The organism is Bacillota bacterium, assembly GCA_040757205.1.
In the GTDB taxonomy this organism is placed as follows: Bacteria; Bacillota; Desulfotomaculia; order Desulfotomaculales; family Desulforudaceae; genus Desulforudis.
The window spans coordinates 36,285-55,693 of sequence record JBFLXL010000008.1; the positions used below are offsets into that span (position 1 = coordinate 36,285).

Consider the following 19,409-nt stretch of genomic DNA (forward strand, 5'->3'; position numbering starts at 1 on the left):
GGTTACAAATACTAGTAATTAGGTCATAGTTGAACATATCCTCCGTTCGTCCGGCTGCCCGCCCGTCAGGTTTGACGGGCCTGAGGCTGGCGGTAGAGGAGCCTACAAGGCGATTCCCAAGAGGGAGAGCACATTCTGGATGCGGTTGCAGACCGTGGCCCGGTTGGAACCGGCAAAGAGCAAGCCCACAGCCCGGTTTTGCCCGTCCAGGACCAGGGAGCCGCTGTCTCCGGGGCTGCTCATCGGGCCGGTCAGAAATTGGTCTGTAAAGACGGCGGAACGCCCGCCGGAGAAACCTACCACCATCTTGACCGCGACATAGGTGACCTGCCCGTGGGTGAGCCCGGTGGTGCGCCCGCTCTTCTTAACCGCCATCCCCAACGCGGCTTCGGCCGTGCCCTGCACCACGCCGATTTCCAGGATTTCGGCTTTTACGTCCGCGGGGTCCAGCGGGGCGGCCACGGCGGCGTCCACCAGGTTCTCCCCGGTCTGTCGCTTGTAGATCTTTACAAAATAGTCCGGTTGGAAAAGGCGGACCAGGCGGTTTAAAGCCTTTTCAAACCGGCGCGCCGTGGGACAGCTGGGTTCCTGGCTTTGGCTTTCAAAGCGGATCGGGATGAATTTCAGGAGCCGCCCGATGGTGTCCATTTCGGGGTTGCCCTTGTCGTGGACGCCCGGCTGGACGATGGGGTCCCCGACGGTACAGCGGCCGTCGGTGCCGTTCGATTCGTTAGCGATTACGTGGTTGTTGGACAAAATCAACAGCCTGCCGGTAGATTGCTCGGTGACCTGAGCGCCCAGGGTCCCCGCCGTGACCCGGAAATGACCGACGCTTACCCCCGGCGGTGCGGGCCTCCACTTTTCCGTCCGCCCGGCGTGAATCTGAATCCGGCCCACTTCGACCACGTCGGTGGGCACATTCCCCAACTGCTTGGGGACCAGGGCAGCCGCCGGCAACGCCTGGGACGGCAGTTTTTCGCTGACGAACACTGCCAGGGACCTCTCCGAAGTATTTTTTTGCCCCGTGATTTTGTATCCCAGCCCAACTCCTACTACATTTGGCAGTAACATCAGTTGAGGCGCGTGGCGTTCAAGTACTGAACGATGGTTCTTCACGTTTTCCCACACCTTTCTTATGGTGGAATGATTTGCCTGGATGCTGGTGACAGTCTATGTGGGAGAGGAACAACAGGTGCCAAGCTGAAGAGCGGGCAATCGGCTTAGGCGGCGGAACGGCGACTCCCAAATGACACGATCAAGCCTTGTTGCCGACTGTAAAGCAAAATTTACGTAATCCTCACGCTCTCTTAACATTGCACCGGTAAAATAAGAGGCGTAAACCGGTCGGAAAGAGTGAGTGCGGATGACCGCGTCACTGGCAGTGAGCATTCGGCAACAGAATACATATCGTGTCGGCGAAAGTGCCGCTTTCCGTGCGGCCGACGAAATCACGGCGGACGCGGTTGACGGTTGTCTGGCCTTGGTGACGAGGGAAATCAATCAGTCCTTTGCTTTGTTGGACGCGGCCGTAAAACCGATGGTTGCTTCCAGAGAGACGACGGCGGTCCGGATTGTCTCGCATTTCGTGCAAACAGGTTTTTCGGAGAACCTGATGGAACGGATAAACACCATTTTCACGGCATCGTTGCAAGCGCGTTTCGACGGTGTTCGGACCGATGTGCAAATCACTTTGAGTGATGATGTCCTGCCTCCCGTGGACTGGTTGTCCGAGGCTTTTTATGAGCGGCGCAGAACACGATTTGTGCAGCGTCTGATGTCGGCCTTGGCGGAAAACAGTATTCAACTAACCATGGAGACCATTTCTGCGGGAAAAGTGAGCAGCGGTACGTGCAAGCGCTTGGATATCGGCGGCACGTTGGTCCGGATGCTGATGGACAGGGTGGTGCACGAGGACTTCATTGGATAACCTGGGCAAAAAAATCACCGTGAGTTGCCTGGCCGCCTGTGGCTTGGTGGTGGCCATCGGTCTCATAAACGGTCAGCCGCCGCTGCAAATCATCCGCACGGGTATCAGTTTGGCGGTTGGGGCCATACCGGAGGGATTGCCCGCCGTCGTTACGATTGCCATGGCCTTCGGCGTACACCGGATGGCGAGGAAGAACATGGTCGTCCGCAAGCTGAATGCCGTAGAAACGCTTGGTTCTGCCACCGTGATCTGCACGGACAAGACCGGAACGCTGACCAAGAACGAAATGACGGTGACGGACATTGTGGGCTATAGCCGGCATTGGCAGGTTACCGGGGAAGGATATCTGCCCCAGGGGCGGTTTCACAGCCAAGGCCGCGTGGTTGATCCCGCTCAGGATGCGGAACTGCGCCAAATCCTCAGCATTTGCACCTTATGCAATAACGCCGGCTATGACGGCGACAACGGCCATATTCAGGGTGATCCAACCGAAGCGGCGTTGAAGGATCCGCCCAAACCGGGGGTCAAACAAGCGGTAGCCAAATGCCGCCGGGCCGGGGTCAAGGTTTTGATGATCACCGGGGACCACCCCGCCACCGGTATGGCTATTGCCAGGCAACTGGACATTTTGCGGCATGGTCGCCTGCTGACCGGCAGCGACATTGAAAAAATGAGCGAGGAAGCACTAGGTGAATGTCTTGAACGAGTGGAAGTGTGTGCGCGTGCCACGCCGGAGCATAAGCTGCGCATTGTGCGCGTGCTGAAACGAAACGGTCATGTGGTCGCCATGACGGGTGATGGGGTTAACGATGCGCCGGCGGTCAAAGAAGCCGATGTGGGCATCGCTATGGGTTGAGCGGCACGGAAGTGACCAAAAGCGCCTCTTCCATTGTACTGACCGACGATAACTTTGCCACTATTGTTGCCGCACTGGAAGAAGGGCGCAAGCAAGCTATAGACAAGGATATTGCGGCGGTCGAGCACAGTCCCGCAGGAGGGAGCCATGGAAGAGAAACTGACGGTTTTGCGAACAAAACTTCGTGAAGCGATAAGCCTCTTGAAAGAAGCCGTGGAAATCAGCCTGGAAATGAAAGCGGCGGGAACTGTTGCCGAACGTGAAGCAAACGGGTTGTGGAGCCTGTTTTTACAGGAATTCTTGGCGTATGCAAAAAAAACGTAGCCGCGAAACAAAACAAAACTTTTTGGCGGGAATACGTTTGCCCCGCTGAGTTGGGGTGACGATACGCAACGGCGGCCACGATCAGCCTTGAGCCGGCGGCGCTCTTGATCTTCTTGGGAAAAAGCAAGGACAATAAGCGCCAGGTTACGCGGACCCGAGACCCTGGCGGGTGCCGGGAGCGGCCGGGGCCGGGCGCGACTAGTTAGGCCGACCCCCTGTCGCGGGCGAATGCCTTTCCTACCGGTGGTCGTAGACTACGCAGGTCCCGGCGATAAGGTCGTGCAAGCCGCGCTTTTCCTTATGGAAGGCCACCAACACGAAGCCCAGCCCCAAAAGGAGCGCGCTGACCGTATAGCCGAGCAGGCAGCGCAGCAGCGCCTTGCCGTAGCCGAATTCCTGCCGGTCCCGGTAGGTGACGATCCTAATGCCCATGATCTTTTTTCCGGGCGTCTTGCCGCCCCAGTGCACCCAGAAGGCGACCGTGACGGAGACCGAGAGCAGGAAATTCACGAAGTCGGCCCGGCCGGAGGTCGCCCCGCCGGTATACCATTCCCAGCCGAAGAGGGAGGAGACGAAGATGGTGATGGGAATGCCCAGGATGAAGCCGTCCAGAATCGTGGCCACCGCCCGGACCCAGAAACCGGCGTATTCCACCGGTACCGCCGGTACCACCGGTTGCTCCGGGTGGTCGAATTGGTCCTGATCGTACATACCTTCAAACCTCCTTGGTGGTCATGTTACTGCCACAATATATGCGGCCGCCCGCGGTCTAGGAGACCGCTGCAAAACTGCGCCTGGCTTTGTCAGGCTCGCCGTCCGATGCTCACGTACCACCCAGTACGCTCCGCGCCGTCCGGCTTCGCCGCATCAAGCCATGCTTGTTTTTCGCGGCCTCCAGTCTTTTGGAATAGTTATCCATAAAGGCGTTTAGATCTAATTCTTGTCCAATTTCTGGTTTTGCAACACTCTCCTAGACCGGCCCGGGCCATTCCGGTTTCGCCGGCTGCCGCTCGTCTCTTTACGCCCGCAGCTCGTCCCGCAGGCGCATCAGCAAGACCCCGAGCCGGTTTCTCCCCGTGCCCTGCTTCCCGACTCCCCAGCGGTAGTCATCGGGGGAGTCGTACACCAACTCCTCGTCACCGGTGGCGAGCAGTCCTTCCTTTAGTTCGGGATGCTGCGTGAATTTGGCCCGGAAGGCGCTTTGCATCACCTCTTCCTGAACCGTGTCCCAGTCGGCCCGCAGGGGCAGGTCCCGCCTGCGGCCCTCGATCGCGGCCATCTTGGCGGTGGCCTGGCAGCGCACATGCTCGCGGATGGAGATGGTTTTGCCGCTCGTGTAAGTGATTTCGGCGTTCTCGTCGAACTTGCCGGCCTGGTAATAGTGTTCCACGGTCGGCCAGAAGCGGCCGTCCAGCTCAAAGCCGTAGGGCGAAACGGTGTTCATGAAGCCGTAGGGTTCAAGTGTCTTCCAGAACCTGATCACCGGCAAGCCCCCTACCTGTGTGTGAACTTGGGGATTGGGCTAGTTGCATTTGTTATATTCGACGTGATCCAGGGTTTTCCTTCTTCTGTCATTGAGGATTGGCGGCCGAGATTGACCGGCGGATCAAAAAAGGCCGCGATATCAGCACGGTAACGGCGCCGTGGGAGGCGGCGGAACACCAGATGCCGGCCGTTGCGGTAAACGACCCGCGCCCCGGTGAGGGGGCTTCCGGCAAGCGGGATATGATAATCCCAAACCTTAAATGGGACGGCGGCGAATAATAGGACGGAAAGGCAAAGAGAGGAAAAAGCACATAATGCGCGAAGGACTTAAGACCAAGGACGCCCGACCGCCCAGAGACCGCGAAATGGTGAGGAATACCGGGTTTCCCGGTGCGCGCACCAAGTGGCCGATGCGGCACAGGGACGGCGACACGCCGGCGGCACGGGACGGTTCTCTGCCGCCAATCGACACGGGGGATTGCGACACGGGGAAGGTCCCCTCGGCGCCCAAGGAAAAAGGAACGCCGCCGCAAAAAGTACCGGAGATTGGGGGAATAGAGGGTGGACGGAATGACCTTTTTTGAAGAGCTCAGGGCGAGCACGCAGACGTACCTCCTGGACGCCGCCTTTTGGTTGCAGGCGGTTGAAGTGGCGGTCCGGGTACTGGTCGTTGTCGCCGCCGCCTACCTGATCGTCCGGTTGGCGCGCAAGGCCATTCAGAAGCTGCTTCAGCAGCGGGAAAAGGGCCTCGTCAAGTTGGACGAGCGCCGGCTCGGCACGGTGAGCGCGCTGCTCGGCAACGTCGTCGGCTACGTCGTGTATTTCGTGATGGTGCTGATGGTCCTCGCCCAACTGGGCTTCAACCTCGGCCCGGTACTGGCCGGCGCCGGCATCATCGGCCTGGCGGTCGGATTTGGGGCGCAGAACCTGGTGCGGGACGTGATCAGCGGTCTTTTCATCATCCTGGAGGACCAGTACGCCGTGGGCGACGACGTGGCCATCGGCAATTTCACCGGCACGGTTCAGGAGGTTGGCCTGCGGATCACCAGGATTAAGCAGTGGACGGGGGAAGTCCACTTCATCCCGAACGGGAGCATCACCCAGGTCACCAATTTCTCCAAGGAGAACAGCGCCGCCGTGGTGGACGTCGGGATCGCCTACGAGGAGAAGGTCGAAGAGGCCGTCAGGGTGCTGGAGGCCCTGCTGGCTCACCTGCGGATGGAGATCGAGGACATCATCGGCGAGGCGCGGGTCCTGGGGGTGCAGAGCCTCGGCGATTCCGCCGTGGTGCTGCGGGTGATGGCCGAGTGTAAGCCGATGACCCACTTCGCCGTGGCCCGCAAGCTGCGGGAGATGATCAAAGCCGAGTTTGAGCGGGAGAACATCGAAATCCCGTACCCGCGCACGGTGGTGTTCCGGCGGGAGTAGCCCCGCAGCATTCTAAAAAGTATTGGACAAACCGGAAAACCATGTTAAAGTGCAATTAGTTGGCCAATATGAAGTAAGCTGTCGCATTTGTACGGATTAGTTCGAATCCTGGAGAGGATGAGGGCCTATCCACCGACCAACTGCCGCCACGCTCCTGTCCGCCGTTCTGCTGTGCCTGGCGCTGTTTGTCCTGACGCCGTCCGGGACGGCCGGGGCCACGGCCGTAAGCACCAACGTCGGCGTCATCATCAACGCCGTACCCTTGGCTATTCCCGCTGCCGATCAGCAGCCGTTCATCAAGGACGATCGAGTGTACGTGCCGCTGCGCGCGGTCGGCGAGGGCTTGAACTTCGAGGTGCAGTGGGTCGGCGCAACCAGGCGGGTGGTCATCACCACCGGGGGACGGGACGGGGCGCAGCTCCCGGCCCGGACGGGCGGCCTGAAACCGGTGCAGATCGTGGTGGACGGCCGGGTCAAGGAGATTTCTCCCGGCCAAGGCGAGCCCTTCGTGACCGCCGCAGGGCGGACGGTGGTTCCCCTGCGGGCGGTGGGCGAGGCGCTCGACTGCGCGGTGGACTGGGACAGCGCGGCGCGGCAGGTGACCATTCGGTCCAAACCGAAGCCTCCGCCGCCCCCGCCGCCCAGCCGCGGGCCGGAGGAGTACGGGGAAACGAGGCCCATGCCGCCGCCCGGCGGCGGTCTGCTGGCGGAGCTCGCCGCCTACCGGACCAACATCCTGCTGCTCGGCGGGACGCGCATCAACACGGCGGAACTCCTGGGCCGGGACGAAGGAACTTTCAGCCCGGCCCAACTGGATAAGTTCCGGAGCGACTTGGATGAACTCAGAAAGTTCGATGCGCGGGTCAGGCTCCCGGACGGCCGGGAATGGGCCGTCGCCGAACTGACCATTCTGGGGCCGGCAATCGCCACCGCCGACCAACTGCGTGCCTGGCTGGAGGCTGAAGCCCGGAAGCGCGTGCGGACTGAGCAGTGGGGGCGGGAGTTCGTCCCCTTCCCGGACCTGGTGGGCCTCTACCTGCGGATCGGCGCCGAGTACGGCGTCCGCGGCGACCTGGCCCTGGCCCAGGCGGCCAAGGAAACCGGGTACTGGCAGTTTACCGGCCTGGTGCAACCCGACCAGAACAACTTCTGCGGGCTGTGGGCGATCTCCAGAGACCGTCCTTTGACCGGCAGGGAACCCCTGAACGGGGCCGACCCGAGCCGGGTCCGTCTGGAGGCGGGGCGCCATGGCGCCACCTTCGCCACGCCGGAAGCCGGGGTCGAGGCGCACATTCAGCACCTTTACGCCTACGCCACCAGTGCCGCCACGGACCTGCCGCCCGGTAAAACTCTCCTGAGCCCCCGGTTTGTCTATGTACAGCGCGGGTGCGCTCCGACCTGGCAGGGGCTGAACGCGCGCTGGGCGGTTCCCGGGACGACTTACGGCCAGAGCATCATCCGCGACTACTGGCTGAAAGCTTTCGATTACTAATCAAGACCGGCCGGTCCGTCGTGCTTTGTTTGGGCCTTCACGGGCATGATCGCTGCGGGCGCTGGGCGGTGGCGCGTTTCTCCCGCACCGGACAACACCCCCATTCACCCTTTTTGAGCAGACGGACTCCCGATTGCGCGCAAAAGGCCGACCGGAAGTCTCCGGATTGGATAATGGCCCTCAGCCGCCCTCATTCCAGTTATTTCCTCTTTACGGAAGGATGCCAAACCAACTTCGCTAGGTTACAATAACTGGGTGAACAGTAAATTATTGCCCATTGCGGAATCTGCATTGACGGGTGGGTGTTGGCTCTGAGTTCTTCGGAATGGCACACGCTGACCTCCCGGAACAGGAACACGTGTGCCAGGATATCGCTCACCGGCGGGGTAACCGCATCGGCGGTCCGGCCGGCGCCGGATGAAAAGAAGAGCCGGGGTTCCAGCGGCCTGTTCCTGATCTCGGGCCTGGCGGTATTGCTGGTGGTATGCGGCACGGCTCTCTTCGGGCTCAAGGGTGACACCGGGCCGCCGACGATCCCCGCGGTGGCGGCGGTGGTCTCGCACGCGCCTGCCGCCGACCTGCCGGCCCGACCCGCTGACCCGGCCCGATCCACTGGTGTTGGTGCCCCGGTTGGGCGCCCCGAGCAGGCACCTGGGGATACCCCGGGCGGGTATTCCCAGGCAGCCCCGTTGCCCGACCGGGTGGACCGTTCCCAGGAAGCCGCCCCCGGCCCACCCCCCCCGGAACCAACCGTTCACCAGTCGGCCCAAACCGCAAATGCGCGCATCCCGGAGCGTTCGAAAACCGAACCGGCCACCCGGGGCGGCGGGCGGATGCTGGCCATGCTTGCCACGGCCTACACCCCGGACTGCGGCACCGGCGACGGCTACACCGCGACCATGACCAGGCCGCGGATCGGGGTGATCGCGGTCGACCCCGAGGTCATCCCTTACAAGACACTCGTTTACGTCGAAAACTACGGCTACTTCCGGGCCGAGGACACCGGCGGGGCCATCAAGGGCAACCGGATCGATATCTACATGCACACCAGGGAGGAAGCCCTGCAGTTCGGCCGGCGCTGGGTGGACGTCAAGATCATCGGGAAAATAGAAGAATAGCAGCTTTCAACGGGCGGAGCCGGCCGACCCGCGAATGCGGGTACCCCGGAGAGTGCCCGGCGCGCCGTCGGCCGCCTTGCCGTTAACCTGGCGGTCCCGGAAGACGCCGGCCACCCCGAGCAGGATGAGGGCCGCACCCCCGAGGGTCCACGCGGTGATTGCCTCGTTCAGGATCAGCCGGCCCAGAATCACGGCGATCACCGGGTTGACGTAGGCGTAGGTCATGACGATGTTGGTGGGCAGGCTGCGCAAGGCCCGCACGAACGAGGTGAAGGCGAGCAGCGACCCAAAAACCACGAGGTAGCTCCAGGCCCACCACGCGGCGGGCGAGGGGTTCGGGAGTGGCTCGTTGAAAACCAGGACGAGCACGGCAAAACCGATTCCACCGAAGAGGTGCTGGTAGGCCGAACTGGCAATGACGCTCATGCCCACCGGTTTCCGGTTCAGGAGCAGGGAGCCGATTCCCCAACTGACGGTGGCGGCCAGCAAAGCGATAACGGCGAGGGTGTCGGCCCGCGTGCCGGTGGCCAAGACGGGGGCGGTCAACAGACCGAGGCCGGCAAACCCGATCAGCAGCGAACCGGCCAGAAGCCAGGACGGGGGCTTGCGGTCCAGGAAGGCCACCATGACGGCCACCCAGATGGGCATTGAGCCGACCAGGAGGGCGGCGTAGGCGGAATCGGCCCGCTGTTCGGCCCAGATCACCAACCCGTTTCCCCCGGTCCAAAGCAGGAGGCCTGAAGCTGCGAGGACCAAGAGTTCCCCTTTTGCCGGACGCAGGCGGCTCCGGGTCAGGCCGGCCCAGAGCAGCAACAAAACCCCGGCGGCCATAACGCGCATCGCCCCCATAATGAACGGGGGAAAGCCGCCGCCTTCGCCCACGGTCACCCGGATGGCCAGGTAGGTGCTGCCCCAGACGACGTACACCACCAGCAAGTCGAGGTAGGCGGACCAGTTTTCCTTTCCGGCCGAATTCAAACCGCCGGTCGGGGTCGGCGCGGCGCTCACGTCCGGTTTTCGCCTCCCGGAGTCCGGAGTCTATAGATAATGACTTCTCCATTATAGGAGTGCAAAAGTTGGGCGTCAAAAGAAAATTTACAGGCTGCCAGGACCCCGTTTCCAAGAAAACGGGTCAAATCCCGGTGCAAAAAAGGGCGCCGGGGTTTTTCCAGTCCGATAGAAAAATTTTGCAGCCGCACAAAGGAGAATACCGGATTTTGTCAAATGTTTACTTTGGATGCGGAAGGATGTGCCGATGCACGGAGTGAGGTGTCACGGTTTGTCGGCTGACGGGCGGTCAACGGATTGTGGCCTGGTGGGACAATATCTGGGGTCGAATGGTGAACCTGGTGAACCTGGGAATGGTGAGGCGCCGACGGCGCTGGATGCCTTCGGCAGGCGGGCGACCGTCGCCGTGGAAACGGCCCCGCTTTACGAGGTCACCCGGCGGCAGAGCGGGGACCTTTTGAACTCGCTGCGCCACGGCATTATCGTCACCAACCGCGAGGGCACGGTGACGGCGGTCAACCATGCGCTGAAGAGTGTCCTGGATCCTTGGGGCATTTCGGTGCAACCCGGACAGTCGTTGGCGGGGCGGGGTTTCGGACGGCGCCTGGAGGCGGCCGTGCACCACGCCATTGCCACCGGCGAGGCTCATCCAAAAAAGCAGGAGATCCTGGGTGAGGGCGACAAGGCGCTGTATCTATGCTGGGACGTCGTTCCGCTGCGGCGGGGGGACGGCTCGGTGACGGGCGCCATCGCGGTGTTTGAGGACGCCACGGAGACGGTTGTCCTGCGCCGGAAGATCCGGGACTGGGAGAAACTGGCCACCGCCGGCGAGGTCGCGGCCGGTCTGGCCCATGAACTGCGCAATCCCTTGGCGGCCGCGATCGGGTCCATCCAGCTCTTCAGCCTGGCGGGCGATGAGGTCAATCGGCAGGAGTTGTTGAATAAGCTCCAGGCCGAACTGGAACGGATGAACACCATCCTGAGCAGTTTTTTGTCCCCGGCCCGCCCGGGCCGGAAAAAGCATCTGCGGCGGGTGAGCCTGGTCAAAATCTTGGACGACTTGAAATTCACCATCGGCGGCGAGGCCCGCCTGCACGACGTCGACCTGGTGGTCGGCAGGACGCCGGAGGACTTTCCCCTGGTCAAGGGGGAGGCCGGCGGTCTGAAGCAAGTGTTTTTGAGTATCGCCAAGAATGCCGTCGAGGCGATGGCTGAGGGCGGGCGGCTGGAAATTGAGTTCGACCGGGACGAGAACCACGCCTGGGTTTCTTTCCGGGATACCGGTACAGGAATTCCCCGAGAAAACCTGGAGCACATCCGGCGGCCCTTCTTCACGACCAAGCTGGCCGGAGCCGGACTGGGGCTGGCGGTTTCGTCCGCAATTGTCCAGGACCTGGGGGGTCAGTTGCGAATAGAGAGCGAGGTGGATCGGGGGACAAGGGTGCAGGCCGTGTTCCCGATCGCGGGCGCTAATCCCGCGGTTCAGGCGGAGTTGTTCTAAGCAGTAAGGAGTGTGACAGTGGAGAGGGTGGACGTGGTGGTTATCGACGACGACGACAGTGTGCGCTGGCTCATGGACGAGATACTCACCGCCGGTGGGGTTTCGCACCGGACCGCCGCCTCCGGCCCGGAGGGGCTCCGGTTGATCGCGGAACACCGGCCGCGTTTGGCGGTTGTGGATGTGAAGCTGGGGGCGATGAACGGCTTGGATGTCGTCCGGCGGCTGCACACGGTTTGCGGCGAGACCCGGGCGCTCTTCGTGACCGGATACGGGGACGCATTGGACGGTCAATTGGACGCGGACCTGCCCGTGGAAGGGATCATCGAGAAACCGTTCGACGTGACGGCTTTTCTGCAGCGGGTCAGGGGAGTGCTCGCCCGGCGCTAAAAACCGAACAATTTGTGCACGCCCAGGAGCTTTCCGGACATCACCAGCACTGAGACCACCAGGAACACCCGGATCCATTCGTCCCCTTTGTACACGGCGAACGCGCTGCCCAGGTAGGCGCCGATCCCGTTGCCGGCGGCCAGGGCGAGGCCGAGGACCCAGTCCACCTTGCCGCTCAGTACGAACACCAGCAGGGAGGAGAGCATGTAGATGGCCGTGACGAACACCTTCACGCTGTTGATCTTCACCAGCGACATGCCGGTGATCAGCGCGAGGGCCGCGATGATGATGAACCCGACGCCGGCCTGAATAAAACCGCCGTAAAAACCGATCCCGAAGAAGGCGAGCGCGGCGGCCCCGAGGCGGACCGGAGTGAAGTTCTCCACTTCCGCCTGAAGGAAGTACTTCTCCGGCCGCACGATGATGAGCACCATCACCAGCAGCATCACGAACGCCAACACCTGGTTGAACATTTCGTCCGAGAGGGAGAGGGCGAACCGGGCCCCGACGATCGACCCTATGACCGCCGGCACCCCCAGGAAGACGCTGAACTTCGGATAGAAAAACCCTTTCTGCCGAAAATAGCCGATGGCCACCAGGCTCTGGACCATCAGCGCCACGCGGTTCGTACCGTTGGCCACCGCCGAGGGCAGGCCGGCGAAGATGAGCACCGGCAGCGAGATCAGGGAACCGCCGCCGCCCACCGTGTTCACAAACCCAGCCACAATCCCGGCCACAAAAATAAGCGCGATCTGCAATTCATCCAAACCCAACTTCTCCTTCCGAAAAAGGGGCCAGGCCCCTTTTTTGACTTTTCCCAAGCGCCTCCGGGCCTGAAAAAGGGGGACTGTCCCCCTTTTTGCAAAGGGGCGGATTCCTTTCTAGTTTTCGAGCCGGTTGTCTGGAAAAGGGGGACTGTCCCCCTTTTTTTTCTGGGCGGCGGCCTGCAGGTAGGCATGCCGGGACCGGTTGACGTGTTCCCTGGCGACATGTTCGGCCAGGTCGCCGTCCCGGAGCCTGATGGCGGCCACCAGCCGGCGGTGTTCGTCAGTGGCCTCGGTCAGGCGCCCGGGGTGGGCATAACCCACACGCACAAAGAGGTCGATGTAGTCGGCCATGGACGTCACCATGTCGTACAGGCGGGGGCTTTCAGCCGCTCTGTAAATTACGTGGTTGAATTCCCGGTGGACACTCTCCAGCTGGTGCGTTTCCCCCCGGTCCGCCAGGTCTTCGATCTGTTCCAACAAGGATTCCAACCGCTTCAGCCGGCGGGGGCCGATCCGCTCGGCGGCCATGCGCGCGGCCAGACCTTCCAGGACGGCCCGGATGCGGTAGATCTCCTGCACCTCCCGGCTGTCCAACCGGGCCACCACCGCGCCGCTGCGGGGCATATGGTATACCAAGCCTTCCTGTTCCAAGGCGCGCAACGCTTCTCTTACCGGGGTCCGGCTGACCCCGAGTTCAGCGGCCAGTTTGCGCTCCACCAACCGGTCCCCGGGCTCATACCGGCCCTCAAGCAAGGCGCGGCGCAGCTCCCCGTGAACCTGGCCCCGCACCTGGTCGGCACTATCCGTTCCCGTTCCCGGGTGTTGCCCGTCTCCGGCCAAGGGCTTCACCTCCCGTTTGAACACGTAAAATGGTATACCATTTCGTCAATTGTAGCGCAGCCTGCAGGACAGTGCAAGTAGTCAATCGAAAAAACCCGCCGCCGGTGGTTCGGCCGACCTGGAAACAAGGCGGCCGTTCAGGGAGGGATGGAGCGGGCCAGTATAGAATAAACGTTCGGTCTCTTCGACATACCGCATGAATGGCGGCGTCTGGCAGGAGATGGAGCGGGCAGGTATAGAATAAACGTTCTGTCTCCAAATTATGAGGGGCTGAAGGCTGAATAATGGACGGCAAGACCTGGCTGCGGTATTCCATCAGTATCTGGGACGACATCCAAAAGGACCGGGAGGAGCGGGGCTACAATCACCCGGCGATGTTTCCGGCCCGCCTCACCGACCGCCTGGTGGAGATCTTCGGCCGCAAAGCGGTAGCGGGCGGCCTGGTGCTCGACCCCTTCATGGGCAGCGGCGGCACGCTGTGCTCGGCCTACCGCCGCGGTCTTAAGTCCGTGGGCTTTGAACTCTCGGCCGGGTACATCGATATCGCGCGCGAGCGACTGGCGGCGCTCGCGGCCGACCCGGGCGCGCCGCACTACCCGCGGATCATCCGGGACGACAGCCGGCGGCTTCTGGACTACGTGGCCCCGGACTCCGTGGGGCTCTGCGTGACGTCCCCGCCGTACTGGGACATTTTGAACCAGCGGCGCACCGCCGACGGCAAAACCATCCGCAACTACGGGAGCGACCCGGACGACCTGAGCCGGATCAAGGATTACGGCGCGTTCCTGGACGCCCTGCAGGCGGTGTTCGCGCGGGTGCGCCAGACGATGGTCGCCGGGGCCTACTGCGTGGTGGTGGTGATGGACATCCGGAAGAAAGACGACTTCTTCCCCCTGCACATGGACCTGGCCGCCCGTCTCCGGGACACCGGGCTCACCCTGGACGACATCATCATCTGGGACCGGCGCCCCGAATACAATAACCTGCGCCCCCTCGGCTATCCCCACGTCTTCCGCGTCAACAAGGTGCACGAATTCATCCTCATTTTCCAGAAGCGGCCGGGCTGAACTCCCAGCACCCGTAGTCCCCGTCCTCGAAGTAGTCGACGAGTTCGAGGCCGGCCGTCTTGGCCTGCCCGGCGAGGTCGGCCTGCAAAAACTCCTTGTAGTGGCTTTTTTCCAGCCACTCGACAAAGGCGTAGCGCAGCCGGTAGCGTCCGGGGGCGTAGTCGATGACCACCACCCGCTCGGTGGCTAGCCGGGCGATCCTGGACAAGAGCAGGAGCCGGTCGGCGGGGGCGAACACGTGCAGCAGGAAGGCGGTGAAGCAGTAGTCGAAGGTGCCGTGGTCCTCCGGGGTGAGTTCAAAGGCGTTCATCCGGCGGAAGGTCACGTTGTCAAAACCGCGTCTCGTCATCTTCCGGGCGGCCCGCTCCAGCATCCGGGCGGAGAAGTCGATGGACAGCACCCGGGCCATTACCACGGCGAGGGTGACGGTGAGGTTTCCGGTGCCGCAACCCACCTCCAGGGCCGACTTCCCGGGAGCGATCTCCAGGTTCTTCACAATGCGCCGGTAGGGCCGGATGTTATGGCTGGCGACAATGTCGTAGACGGGCACAATCCGGTCGTAGAAGTCGACCGGGGTCTGGATGACTTTTTTCACGGGCGGAGCACACCCCCCGACTTCCGCCTTGCCTATCTTAGATTAGTTTACCATAGAGCCCGTCCACCGCAGGCAAAAATCTTGCCGGCCCCGGACGGCGCCTCCGAAGGCGGTGCCGCCTCGTGGTTGCAGCCAATCTGATCCGGCTTTTGACTGGTCTTTATGCGCCAAACACCCCCCACCTTCCGGTGAAATCGCTCCTCGCGCGCCGCGCCGACCTGTTTTCGCGCCGTGTTTTTCCCACACGATTTGCAACCAATTCGTGAGCCTGGACGTCTATTAACATGTGCGGTAAGGTATAGCAAGAAGGGCGGGGATGATTTTGGAATTGCCGAAGCCGACCGATGGTTTGCCTCCGGATAGGCCCTCCCGGTCAAAGAGAAGGACGAACCCGTTCTGGCGGCGATTCGGAATGATCGCCGGTTCACTGGCCGTCTGGGGCGGACTGCTGTACGGCGCTTACTACTACGCCACCGATTACATCGACACTTCGATCCGCATGGTCCAAGAGAGCAACGCTCTGCACGTGCAGGCCCTGAGCGAGCGGCTGGACGCGATTCAACTGGAGGTCGCGGAGGTCAAGGAGACGCTGGCCGATACCGACCAGGTGCTGGCGCGCTCCGATCAGACCAGGGAGGCCTTAAACCAGCGGATCAGCGAACTGGACCGCCAGCTCGGGCAACTGCAGGAGAGCCTGAACACCCTGAGGAAGTCGCCCGATGTGGCGCGTTAACATGTTTTTCTTCTTTTTCGCGGCACCCCTGATCGGGGTGCTGATCGCCGTTTCTTCCTTCGGCCGGGCGGCGCAAGGCCTGGACCTGCCGGCGGCCGGGCTGCAGCCGGCCGTGGGGCGGCTGGCGGACGAGGTCTACCAGTTGCGGTATGAGGTCGGCACCGTCCACGAGTCCCTGGAGGAACAGCAGCGCCGCTACGAGGAGCAGCAGGAACAGCTTGCGGCTCTGGCCGCCAAGAGCGGCGAGCATAAACGACTTTCGGACGATATCTACGAGCAGCACATCCTCGACAAACTGGGGCCGCCGGTCCGGGTGCACCGTTCGGCGCGGGTGGAGGTCAAGGTCTTTGAACTGAAAGGCATCGGGTACCGCGGTTACATCGCCAAGGTGAAACCGTTTGACCCGGGCGTGCTGCGGGTGACGTACCGGGAGGGGCCGGGTGAGACGACGAGCGGCGCCGTCCGGCGCACCGGGGCGGTCCTGGGGGTGAACGGGGGCGGTTTCCACCGGGCCCCGGCCAACGGGCAGATGCACAGCCTGCCCATCGGGAACACGATGGTGGACGGGAAGCTGGTCGGGAACTTCCAGTCGCCCCGCGAGGATTTGTTCTTCGCCGGGTTTGACGGGCGGGGGCGGCTGGTGGGCGGCATCTTCAACGACCGCGCCGCCTTGCTGGGCACCGGCGCCCGGCAGGGGGTCAGCTTCGTGCCGATCTTGATCAAGGACCGCCGGCCGGTGCCGATCCCGGAAAAGTGGCGAAACCAGCGGCAACCGCGCACTATTCTGGGCGAGTACGCCAACGGCGATCTGATCATGATCGTGGTCGACGGGCGGCAGGCCGACTGGAGCAGCGGGGTGACCCTGGAGGACCTGCAGGTGACGCTGATCAAGTTCGGGGTGATCGACGCCTACAACATGGACGGCGGCGGGTCCAGCGTGTTCGTGTTTGGAAACGAGATTCTAAACCGCCCCTCGGACGGCCGGGAGCGGGTGATGGCCACTAATATCGTGGTTTTACCGTAGTGTCGAACCAAACAGTCGGGCAGGAGAAACGATGGGAAACGGCGAATTGTTATGCTGGCATTCCCGGCAGAGGCGGGCATATAAGGAGCCGGGCCTGCAAAGGGGGAGGGTCGGGGAATGAGGAGAGCAGTAAGGCCCACAGTGAGGCCCATAGTGGTGTTGTTGCTGATCGGGTTGCTCGCGTTTGCAGCGGGCTGTGGGGGGGCCAAGCCGGTGCCGCCGCCGGTGACCGCGGAGGTGACCGTGTACTTCTACCTGAGCAGCGACGGGATGACCCTGGAACCGGTGGTGCGGGAAGTGACCTTGAAGGAGGACACCCTGGAGGCACGTTTGCAAGCCGCAATGGAAGAACTCCTGAAAGGGCCTTCCGCGGAGGAAGCCGACCGGCTGGTCAGCCAGTTACCGGAGGATGTGAAACTGCTTGGTGTGGAGGTCAGCCCGCCGTACGCCACCCTGGACTTGAGCGCGGCGCTGGAGCAGATCGGCGGCTCGGCCAGGGTGCTCGGCATACTCCAGCAACTGACCTACACGGGCACCCAGTTTGAGGAAATCACCGACCTGGTCCTCGAGGTGGAGGGAGTCCGGGTCGGCACCAACGAGCGGCCGTTTTCCGGAGAGGGAGCGCTTTTCGAAACCCTTACGCGCCAAGGCGACCAGCCGCTGTAAACCTGGCGGGGTGCGGAGGTTCCCAAAGCACGAACCGGTGGAGGCCGGGTGGGCCTGACCCTCGATCACCGAGTCGTTCCCGCCGGGCGAGCATATTCATCCTGATGCGGCAGCCCGGGCCGAAAGCCCGGACTGCCGCCTGCTTTTGTCTTGTGGACTACCGGCGCAGGGTGAGCGGGATCTCGAATTCGTCAAGTATCGGTCCGCCGCCCTCGTGGGGGTACCCTGCGTTGTAGGTGAAGACGCGCAGCAAAAGGGGGACTGTCCCCCTTTCTTCCAGGGGACTGTCCCCTTTTTGCTCCGGCAGCTCCACGATCTCCCGGAAATAGCCCCAATCGCCCATCGCTCCGGTAGTGAAGTGCTCCAGCAGCAGTTCCCCATCCTTGGTTTCGACCCGGAAGTTCACCGTACCTTCGAAGGTGTTGGCAATGCCCCGGAAGACGAACGGGTCGGGCACCGTGCTCTCCGGCGCCGGGGCGAACACCTGGATGCCGCCGCGGCCGGCCACGATGGGCGGCAGATGATCGATGCCCAGCAGGGTGGGCACCTGCGGCCACTCGGTGGCGCTCTCGAACCGAACTTCTTTCTCGGTGGGTGCGGTCACCACCAGGTCGTACGGGTAGGTCAGCGCTTGGGTTACCGGTTGGCCGGGCGGCGGGTCCACGAACTGGACTCTCACTACCAGGGCCTCCGGGGTATCTCGGATGTCGGTGATGTTCACGTCGTAACCGCCGGTGGACTTCTCGCCGTAGGTGACCAGAATGTACAGGTAGTTCCCGAACAATCTGGACTGGCCGAGCATGATCGGCCGGGAGTTGTCGACCCAATCTCGGATCTCCTCCGGGAGCGTGTCGTAGGCGGGACGGGCGAAGCCCCCGTTCAGGTCGTAGGCCGGTTTCGGCGGGTCGGCCGGCTCCTTCGCACCGGGTTCGGGTGCGGGTATGGGTGCGGGGTCCGGACCGGGCTGGATCCCGCACCCGGCAAGCAGCAAGACGGTCAGCATTAAAGCAAACACGAGGAACCGAGCGTGCCGAGCACCGGTTGTTTGTTTTTGCATGGTGAGCTTCAAGCTCGGGTAGCCATCAGGTCGTAGAGGGCGTCTCCCACTTTTTTGTAGTTGCATTGGTGAGCTTCCAACCTCCTTGGTGATAACGAAGTTTGGGTTGGCAGATGCGCTTTAGGCCCCTGAATAAAGATCCCCCGCATTCTATAGGACGAATCAGGAGCACAAAAGGTTTCGCATTTTCCAGTCGTTGTGTCGTTGTTGCTTTGACTGCTCGGCGGCCGGGCTTCTGGGGCTTGGCGCCCATCGCGCCCGGCCCATTCTAAAAAATCGGCAGGGACACCTTCCTGGAAGATGCCTTTCCTTGCAATACGCGACAGGCTCAACTGTCGGGCGCGCGGCCAAGCAGGCCGTCTGCCTGACGGATGTGCGCAACTCCGGTCCAGTGGTGTCCCAGGAGACTGGCCCCGGCAGCGTCAACGGCGACCGGGTCGGTTCCGGCTACGATCATGCGGGCCGGCGGGTCCAGGGGTAAGCCCCGGAGGTGCGAACCGCGCAAGCCCACCGCGCCGTCGATTACGGCCAGATTTATCGGACAGTAGAGATTAATGTCCAGGATGGCCCGGTTCAGGTCGGTCTGGTGCACCCGGGACTTGCGGAAGCTCCAGAACCCGCTGAACTCGCCGGCCGGGCAGATGCCGATCATGTTCTTCAGGCTCAAGGTAACGGTGGTCATGGAGTGCTCTTTGAGGACGGGCACGGAGATGACAAAGGCGCCGTCCAGGATGGTGGGAAGGGGGAAACGGTCGTAAAGCACGGCCCGGGGGTCGCTCTTAATGGTGAACCGTATCCGGTCTAGGTCCACCAGCCTGATGCCCAAGCGCCGGGCCATCGCCTGGTAGCCCAGCGTCTCGAAACACCGTTCGGTGTCGGAGCCCCCGGAGCCCTCGGCCACCACCACCTCGGCGGCGGAATGTTCCAGGCAGAAACGGGCCACCGCCTCGACACAAGCCACGTCGGTGGTCACCGGGGGCGGGTCCGGGAGTACCAGGTTGGGTTTGATCACGATCCGCTGCTCTCGCTTCAAGACGGCCTCCAGGCCGAGGCGCCTGAGCGCGTCGGTCACCGAGGTCTCGTAATTTTTGAATTGCAGGCTCACCATGCTCATCTCATCACCCTCCTCATCCT

The 19,409-nt window shown here is 62.5% G+C and carries 22 protein-coding genes; 13 read left to right on the forward strand and 9 right to left on the reverse strand.

Features of this window, described 5'->3' with window-relative positions:
* Nucleotides 1-102 precede the first annotated feature (102 nt).
* Nucleotides 103-990, reverse strand: coding sequence for a hypothetical protein (locus AB1402_07220; GenBank protein ID MEW6541385.1), 888 nt, complete (start codon nt 988-990; stop codon nt 103-105).
* A 373-nt stretch (nt 991-1,363) separates the two neighbouring features.
* Between AB1402_07220 and AB1402_07225 the strand changes: the two genes are divergently transcribed.
* The 3 genes from AB1402_07225 (at nt 1,364) to AB1402_07235 (ending at nt 3,107) form a co-directional block, all read left to right on the forward strand.
* Entirely contained in the window at nt 1,364-1,927 is a 564-nt protein-coding gene (locus AB1402_07225; protein MEW6541386.1) for a hypothetical protein, read from the forward strand.
* Entirely contained in the window at nt 1,920-2,783 is an 864-nt protein-coding gene (locus AB1402_07230; protein MEW6541387.1) for an HAD-IC family P-type ATPase, read from the forward strand. The genes AB1402_07225 and AB1402_07230 overlap by 8 nt, the downstream gene beginning before the upstream one ends.
* Nucleotides 2,784-2,930: 147 nt before the next feature.
* Nucleotides 2,931-3,107, forward strand: coding sequence for a hypothetical protein (locus AB1402_07235; protein MEW6541388.1), 177 nt, complete (start codon nt 2,931-2,933; stop codon nt 3,105-3,107).
* 237 nt (nt 3,108-3,344) lie between these two features.
* On the opposite strand, the gene AB1402_07240 is transcribed toward AB1402_07235, so the two are convergent.
* Complete coding sequence (locus AB1402_07240) at nt 3,345-3,818, reverse strand: RDD family protein (protein ID MEW6541389.1); 474 nt, start codon at nt 3,816-3,818, stop codon at nt 3,345-3,347.
* 307 nt (nt 3,819-4,125) lie between these two features.
* On the reverse strand, nt 4,126-4,590 hold the full coding sequence (locus AB1402_07245) for an NADAR family protein (protein MEW6541390.1): 465 nt from the start codon (nt 4,588-4,590) through the stop codon (nt 4,126-4,128).
* 98 nt (nt 4,591-4,688) lie between these two features.
* On the opposite strand from AB1402_07245, the gene AB1402_07250 reads away from it, so the two are divergent.
* The 4 genes from AB1402_07250 (at nt 4,689) to AB1402_07265 (ending at nt 8,630) form a co-directional block, all read left to right on the forward strand.
* Nucleotides 4,689-4,871 carry a hypothetical protein gene (locus AB1402_07250; GenBank protein ID MEW6541391.1) on the forward strand — a complete coding sequence of 61 codons (183 nt, stop codon included), beginning with the start codon at nt 4,689-4,691 and terminating at the stop codon, nt 4,869-4,871.
* A gap of 291 nt (nt 4,872-5,162) precedes the next feature.
* On the forward strand, nt 5,163-6,020 hold the full coding sequence (locus AB1402_07255; protein MEW6541392.1) for a mechanosensitive ion channel family protein: 858 nt from the start codon (nt 5,163-5,165) through the stop codon (nt 6,018-6,020).
* Between the two features lie 262 nt (nt 6,021-6,282).
* The gene (locus AB1402_07260; protein MEW6541393.1) at nt 6,283-7,512 is read left to right on the forward strand and encodes a stalk domain-containing protein; all 1,230 of its coding nucleotides are present in this window, start codon (nt 6,283-6,285) and stop codon (nt 7,510-7,512) included.
* Between the two features lie 302 nt (nt 7,513-7,814).
* Nucleotides 7,815-8,630, forward strand: coding sequence for a 3D domain-containing protein (locus AB1402_07265; protein ID MEW6541394.1), 816 nt, complete (start codon nt 7,815-7,817; stop codon nt 8,628-8,630).
* A gap of 6 nt (nt 8,631-8,636) precedes the next feature.
* Here AB1402_07265 and AB1402_07270 read toward each other — a convergent pair whose 3' ends face one another.
* A complete protein-coding gene (locus AB1402_07270; protein MEW6541395.1) occupies nt 8,637-9,638 on the reverse strand; it encodes an EamA family transporter in 1,002 nt (333 codons plus the stop codon).
* 307 nt (nt 9,639-9,945) lie between these two features.
* On the opposite strand from AB1402_07270, the gene AB1402_07275 reads away from it, so the two are divergent.
* Together AB1402_07275 and AB1402_07280 are read left to right on the forward strand one after the other, a co-directional pair.
* Nucleotides 9,946-11,139 carry an ATP-binding protein gene (locus AB1402_07275; protein ID MEW6541396.1) on the forward strand — a complete coding sequence of 398 codons (1,194 nt, stop codon included), beginning with the start codon at nt 9,946-9,948 and terminating at the stop codon, nt 11,137-11,139.
* A gap of 18 nt (nt 11,140-11,157) precedes the next feature.
* Nucleotides 11,158-11,526 (forward strand): response regulator, encoded by a 369-nt coding sequence (locus AB1402_07280; GenBank protein MEW6541397.1) that lies wholly within the window; start codon nt 11,158-11,160, stop codon nt 11,524-11,526.
* Here the strand turns inward: AB1402_07280 and AB1402_07285 are convergent.
* A complete protein-coding gene (locus AB1402_07285; GenBank protein ID MEW6541398.1) occupies nt 11,523-12,293 on the reverse strand; it encodes a sulfite exporter TauE/SafE family protein in 771 nt (256 codons plus the stop codon). The genes AB1402_07280 and AB1402_07285 overlap by 4 nt on opposite strands.
* A gap of 114 nt (nt 12,294-12,407) precedes the next feature.
* Nucleotides 12,408-13,133: a GntR family transcriptional regulator gene (locus AB1402_07290; GenBank protein ID MEW6541399.1), complete on the reverse strand. Its 726-nt coding sequence runs from the start codon at nt 13,131-13,133 to the stop codon at nt 12,408-12,410.
* Between the two features lie 284 nt (nt 13,134-13,417).
* On the opposite strand from AB1402_07290, the gene AB1402_07295 reads away from it, so the two are divergent.
* Nucleotides 13,418-14,200, forward strand: coding sequence for a DNA methyltransferase (locus tag AB1402_07295; GenBank protein MEW6541400.1), 783 nt, complete (start codon nt 13,418-13,420; stop codon nt 14,198-14,200).
* Here the strand turns inward: AB1402_07295 and AB1402_07300 are convergent.
* Nucleotides 14,175-14,795 carry a class I SAM-dependent methyltransferase gene (locus AB1402_07300; protein MEW6541401.1) on the reverse strand — a complete coding sequence of 207 codons (621 nt, stop codon included), beginning with the start codon at nt 14,793-14,795 and terminating at the stop codon, nt 14,175-14,177. The genes AB1402_07295 and AB1402_07300 overlap by 26 nt on opposite strands.
* Nucleotides 14,796-15,207: 412 nt before the next feature.
* On the opposite strand from AB1402_07300, the gene AB1402_07305 reads away from it, so the two are divergent.
* From AB1402_07305 to AB1402_07315, 3 genes are all read left to right on the forward strand, one after another.
* Nucleotides 15,208-15,528: a hypothetical protein gene (locus AB1402_07305; GenBank protein ID MEW6541402.1), complete on the forward strand. Its 321-nt coding sequence runs from the start codon at nt 15,208-15,210 to the stop codon at nt 15,526-15,528.
* Nucleotides 15,515-16,552 carry a phosphodiester glycosidase family protein gene (locus AB1402_07310; protein ID MEW6541403.1) on the forward strand — a complete coding sequence of 346 codons (1,038 nt, stop codon included), beginning with the start codon at nt 15,515-15,517 and terminating at the stop codon, nt 16,550-16,552. The genes AB1402_07305 and AB1402_07310 overlap by 14 nt, the downstream gene beginning before the upstream one ends.
* Before the next feature lie 117 nt (nt 16,553-16,669).
* Nucleotides 16,670-17,218 (forward strand): GerMN domain-containing protein, encoded by a 549-nt coding sequence (locus AB1402_07315; protein MEW6541404.1) that lies wholly within the window; start codon nt 16,670-16,672, stop codon nt 17,216-17,218.
* 157 nt (nt 17,219-17,375) lie between these two features.
* Here the strand turns inward: AB1402_07315 and AB1402_07320 are convergent, their stop codons facing one another.
* Nucleotides 17,376-18,221 carry a protease complex subunit PrcB family protein gene (locus tag AB1402_07320; protein ID MEW6541405.1) on the reverse strand — a complete coding sequence of 282 codons (846 nt, stop codon included), beginning with the start codon at nt 18,219-18,221 and terminating at the stop codon, nt 17,376-17,378.
* Between the two features lie 382 nt (nt 18,222-18,603).
* A complete protein-coding gene (locus AB1402_07325) occupies nt 18,604-19,389 on the reverse strand; it encodes a DUF362 domain-containing protein (GenBank protein ID MEW6541406.1) in 786 nt (261 codons plus the stop codon).
* Nucleotides 19,390-19,409: the final 20 nt, after the last annotated feature.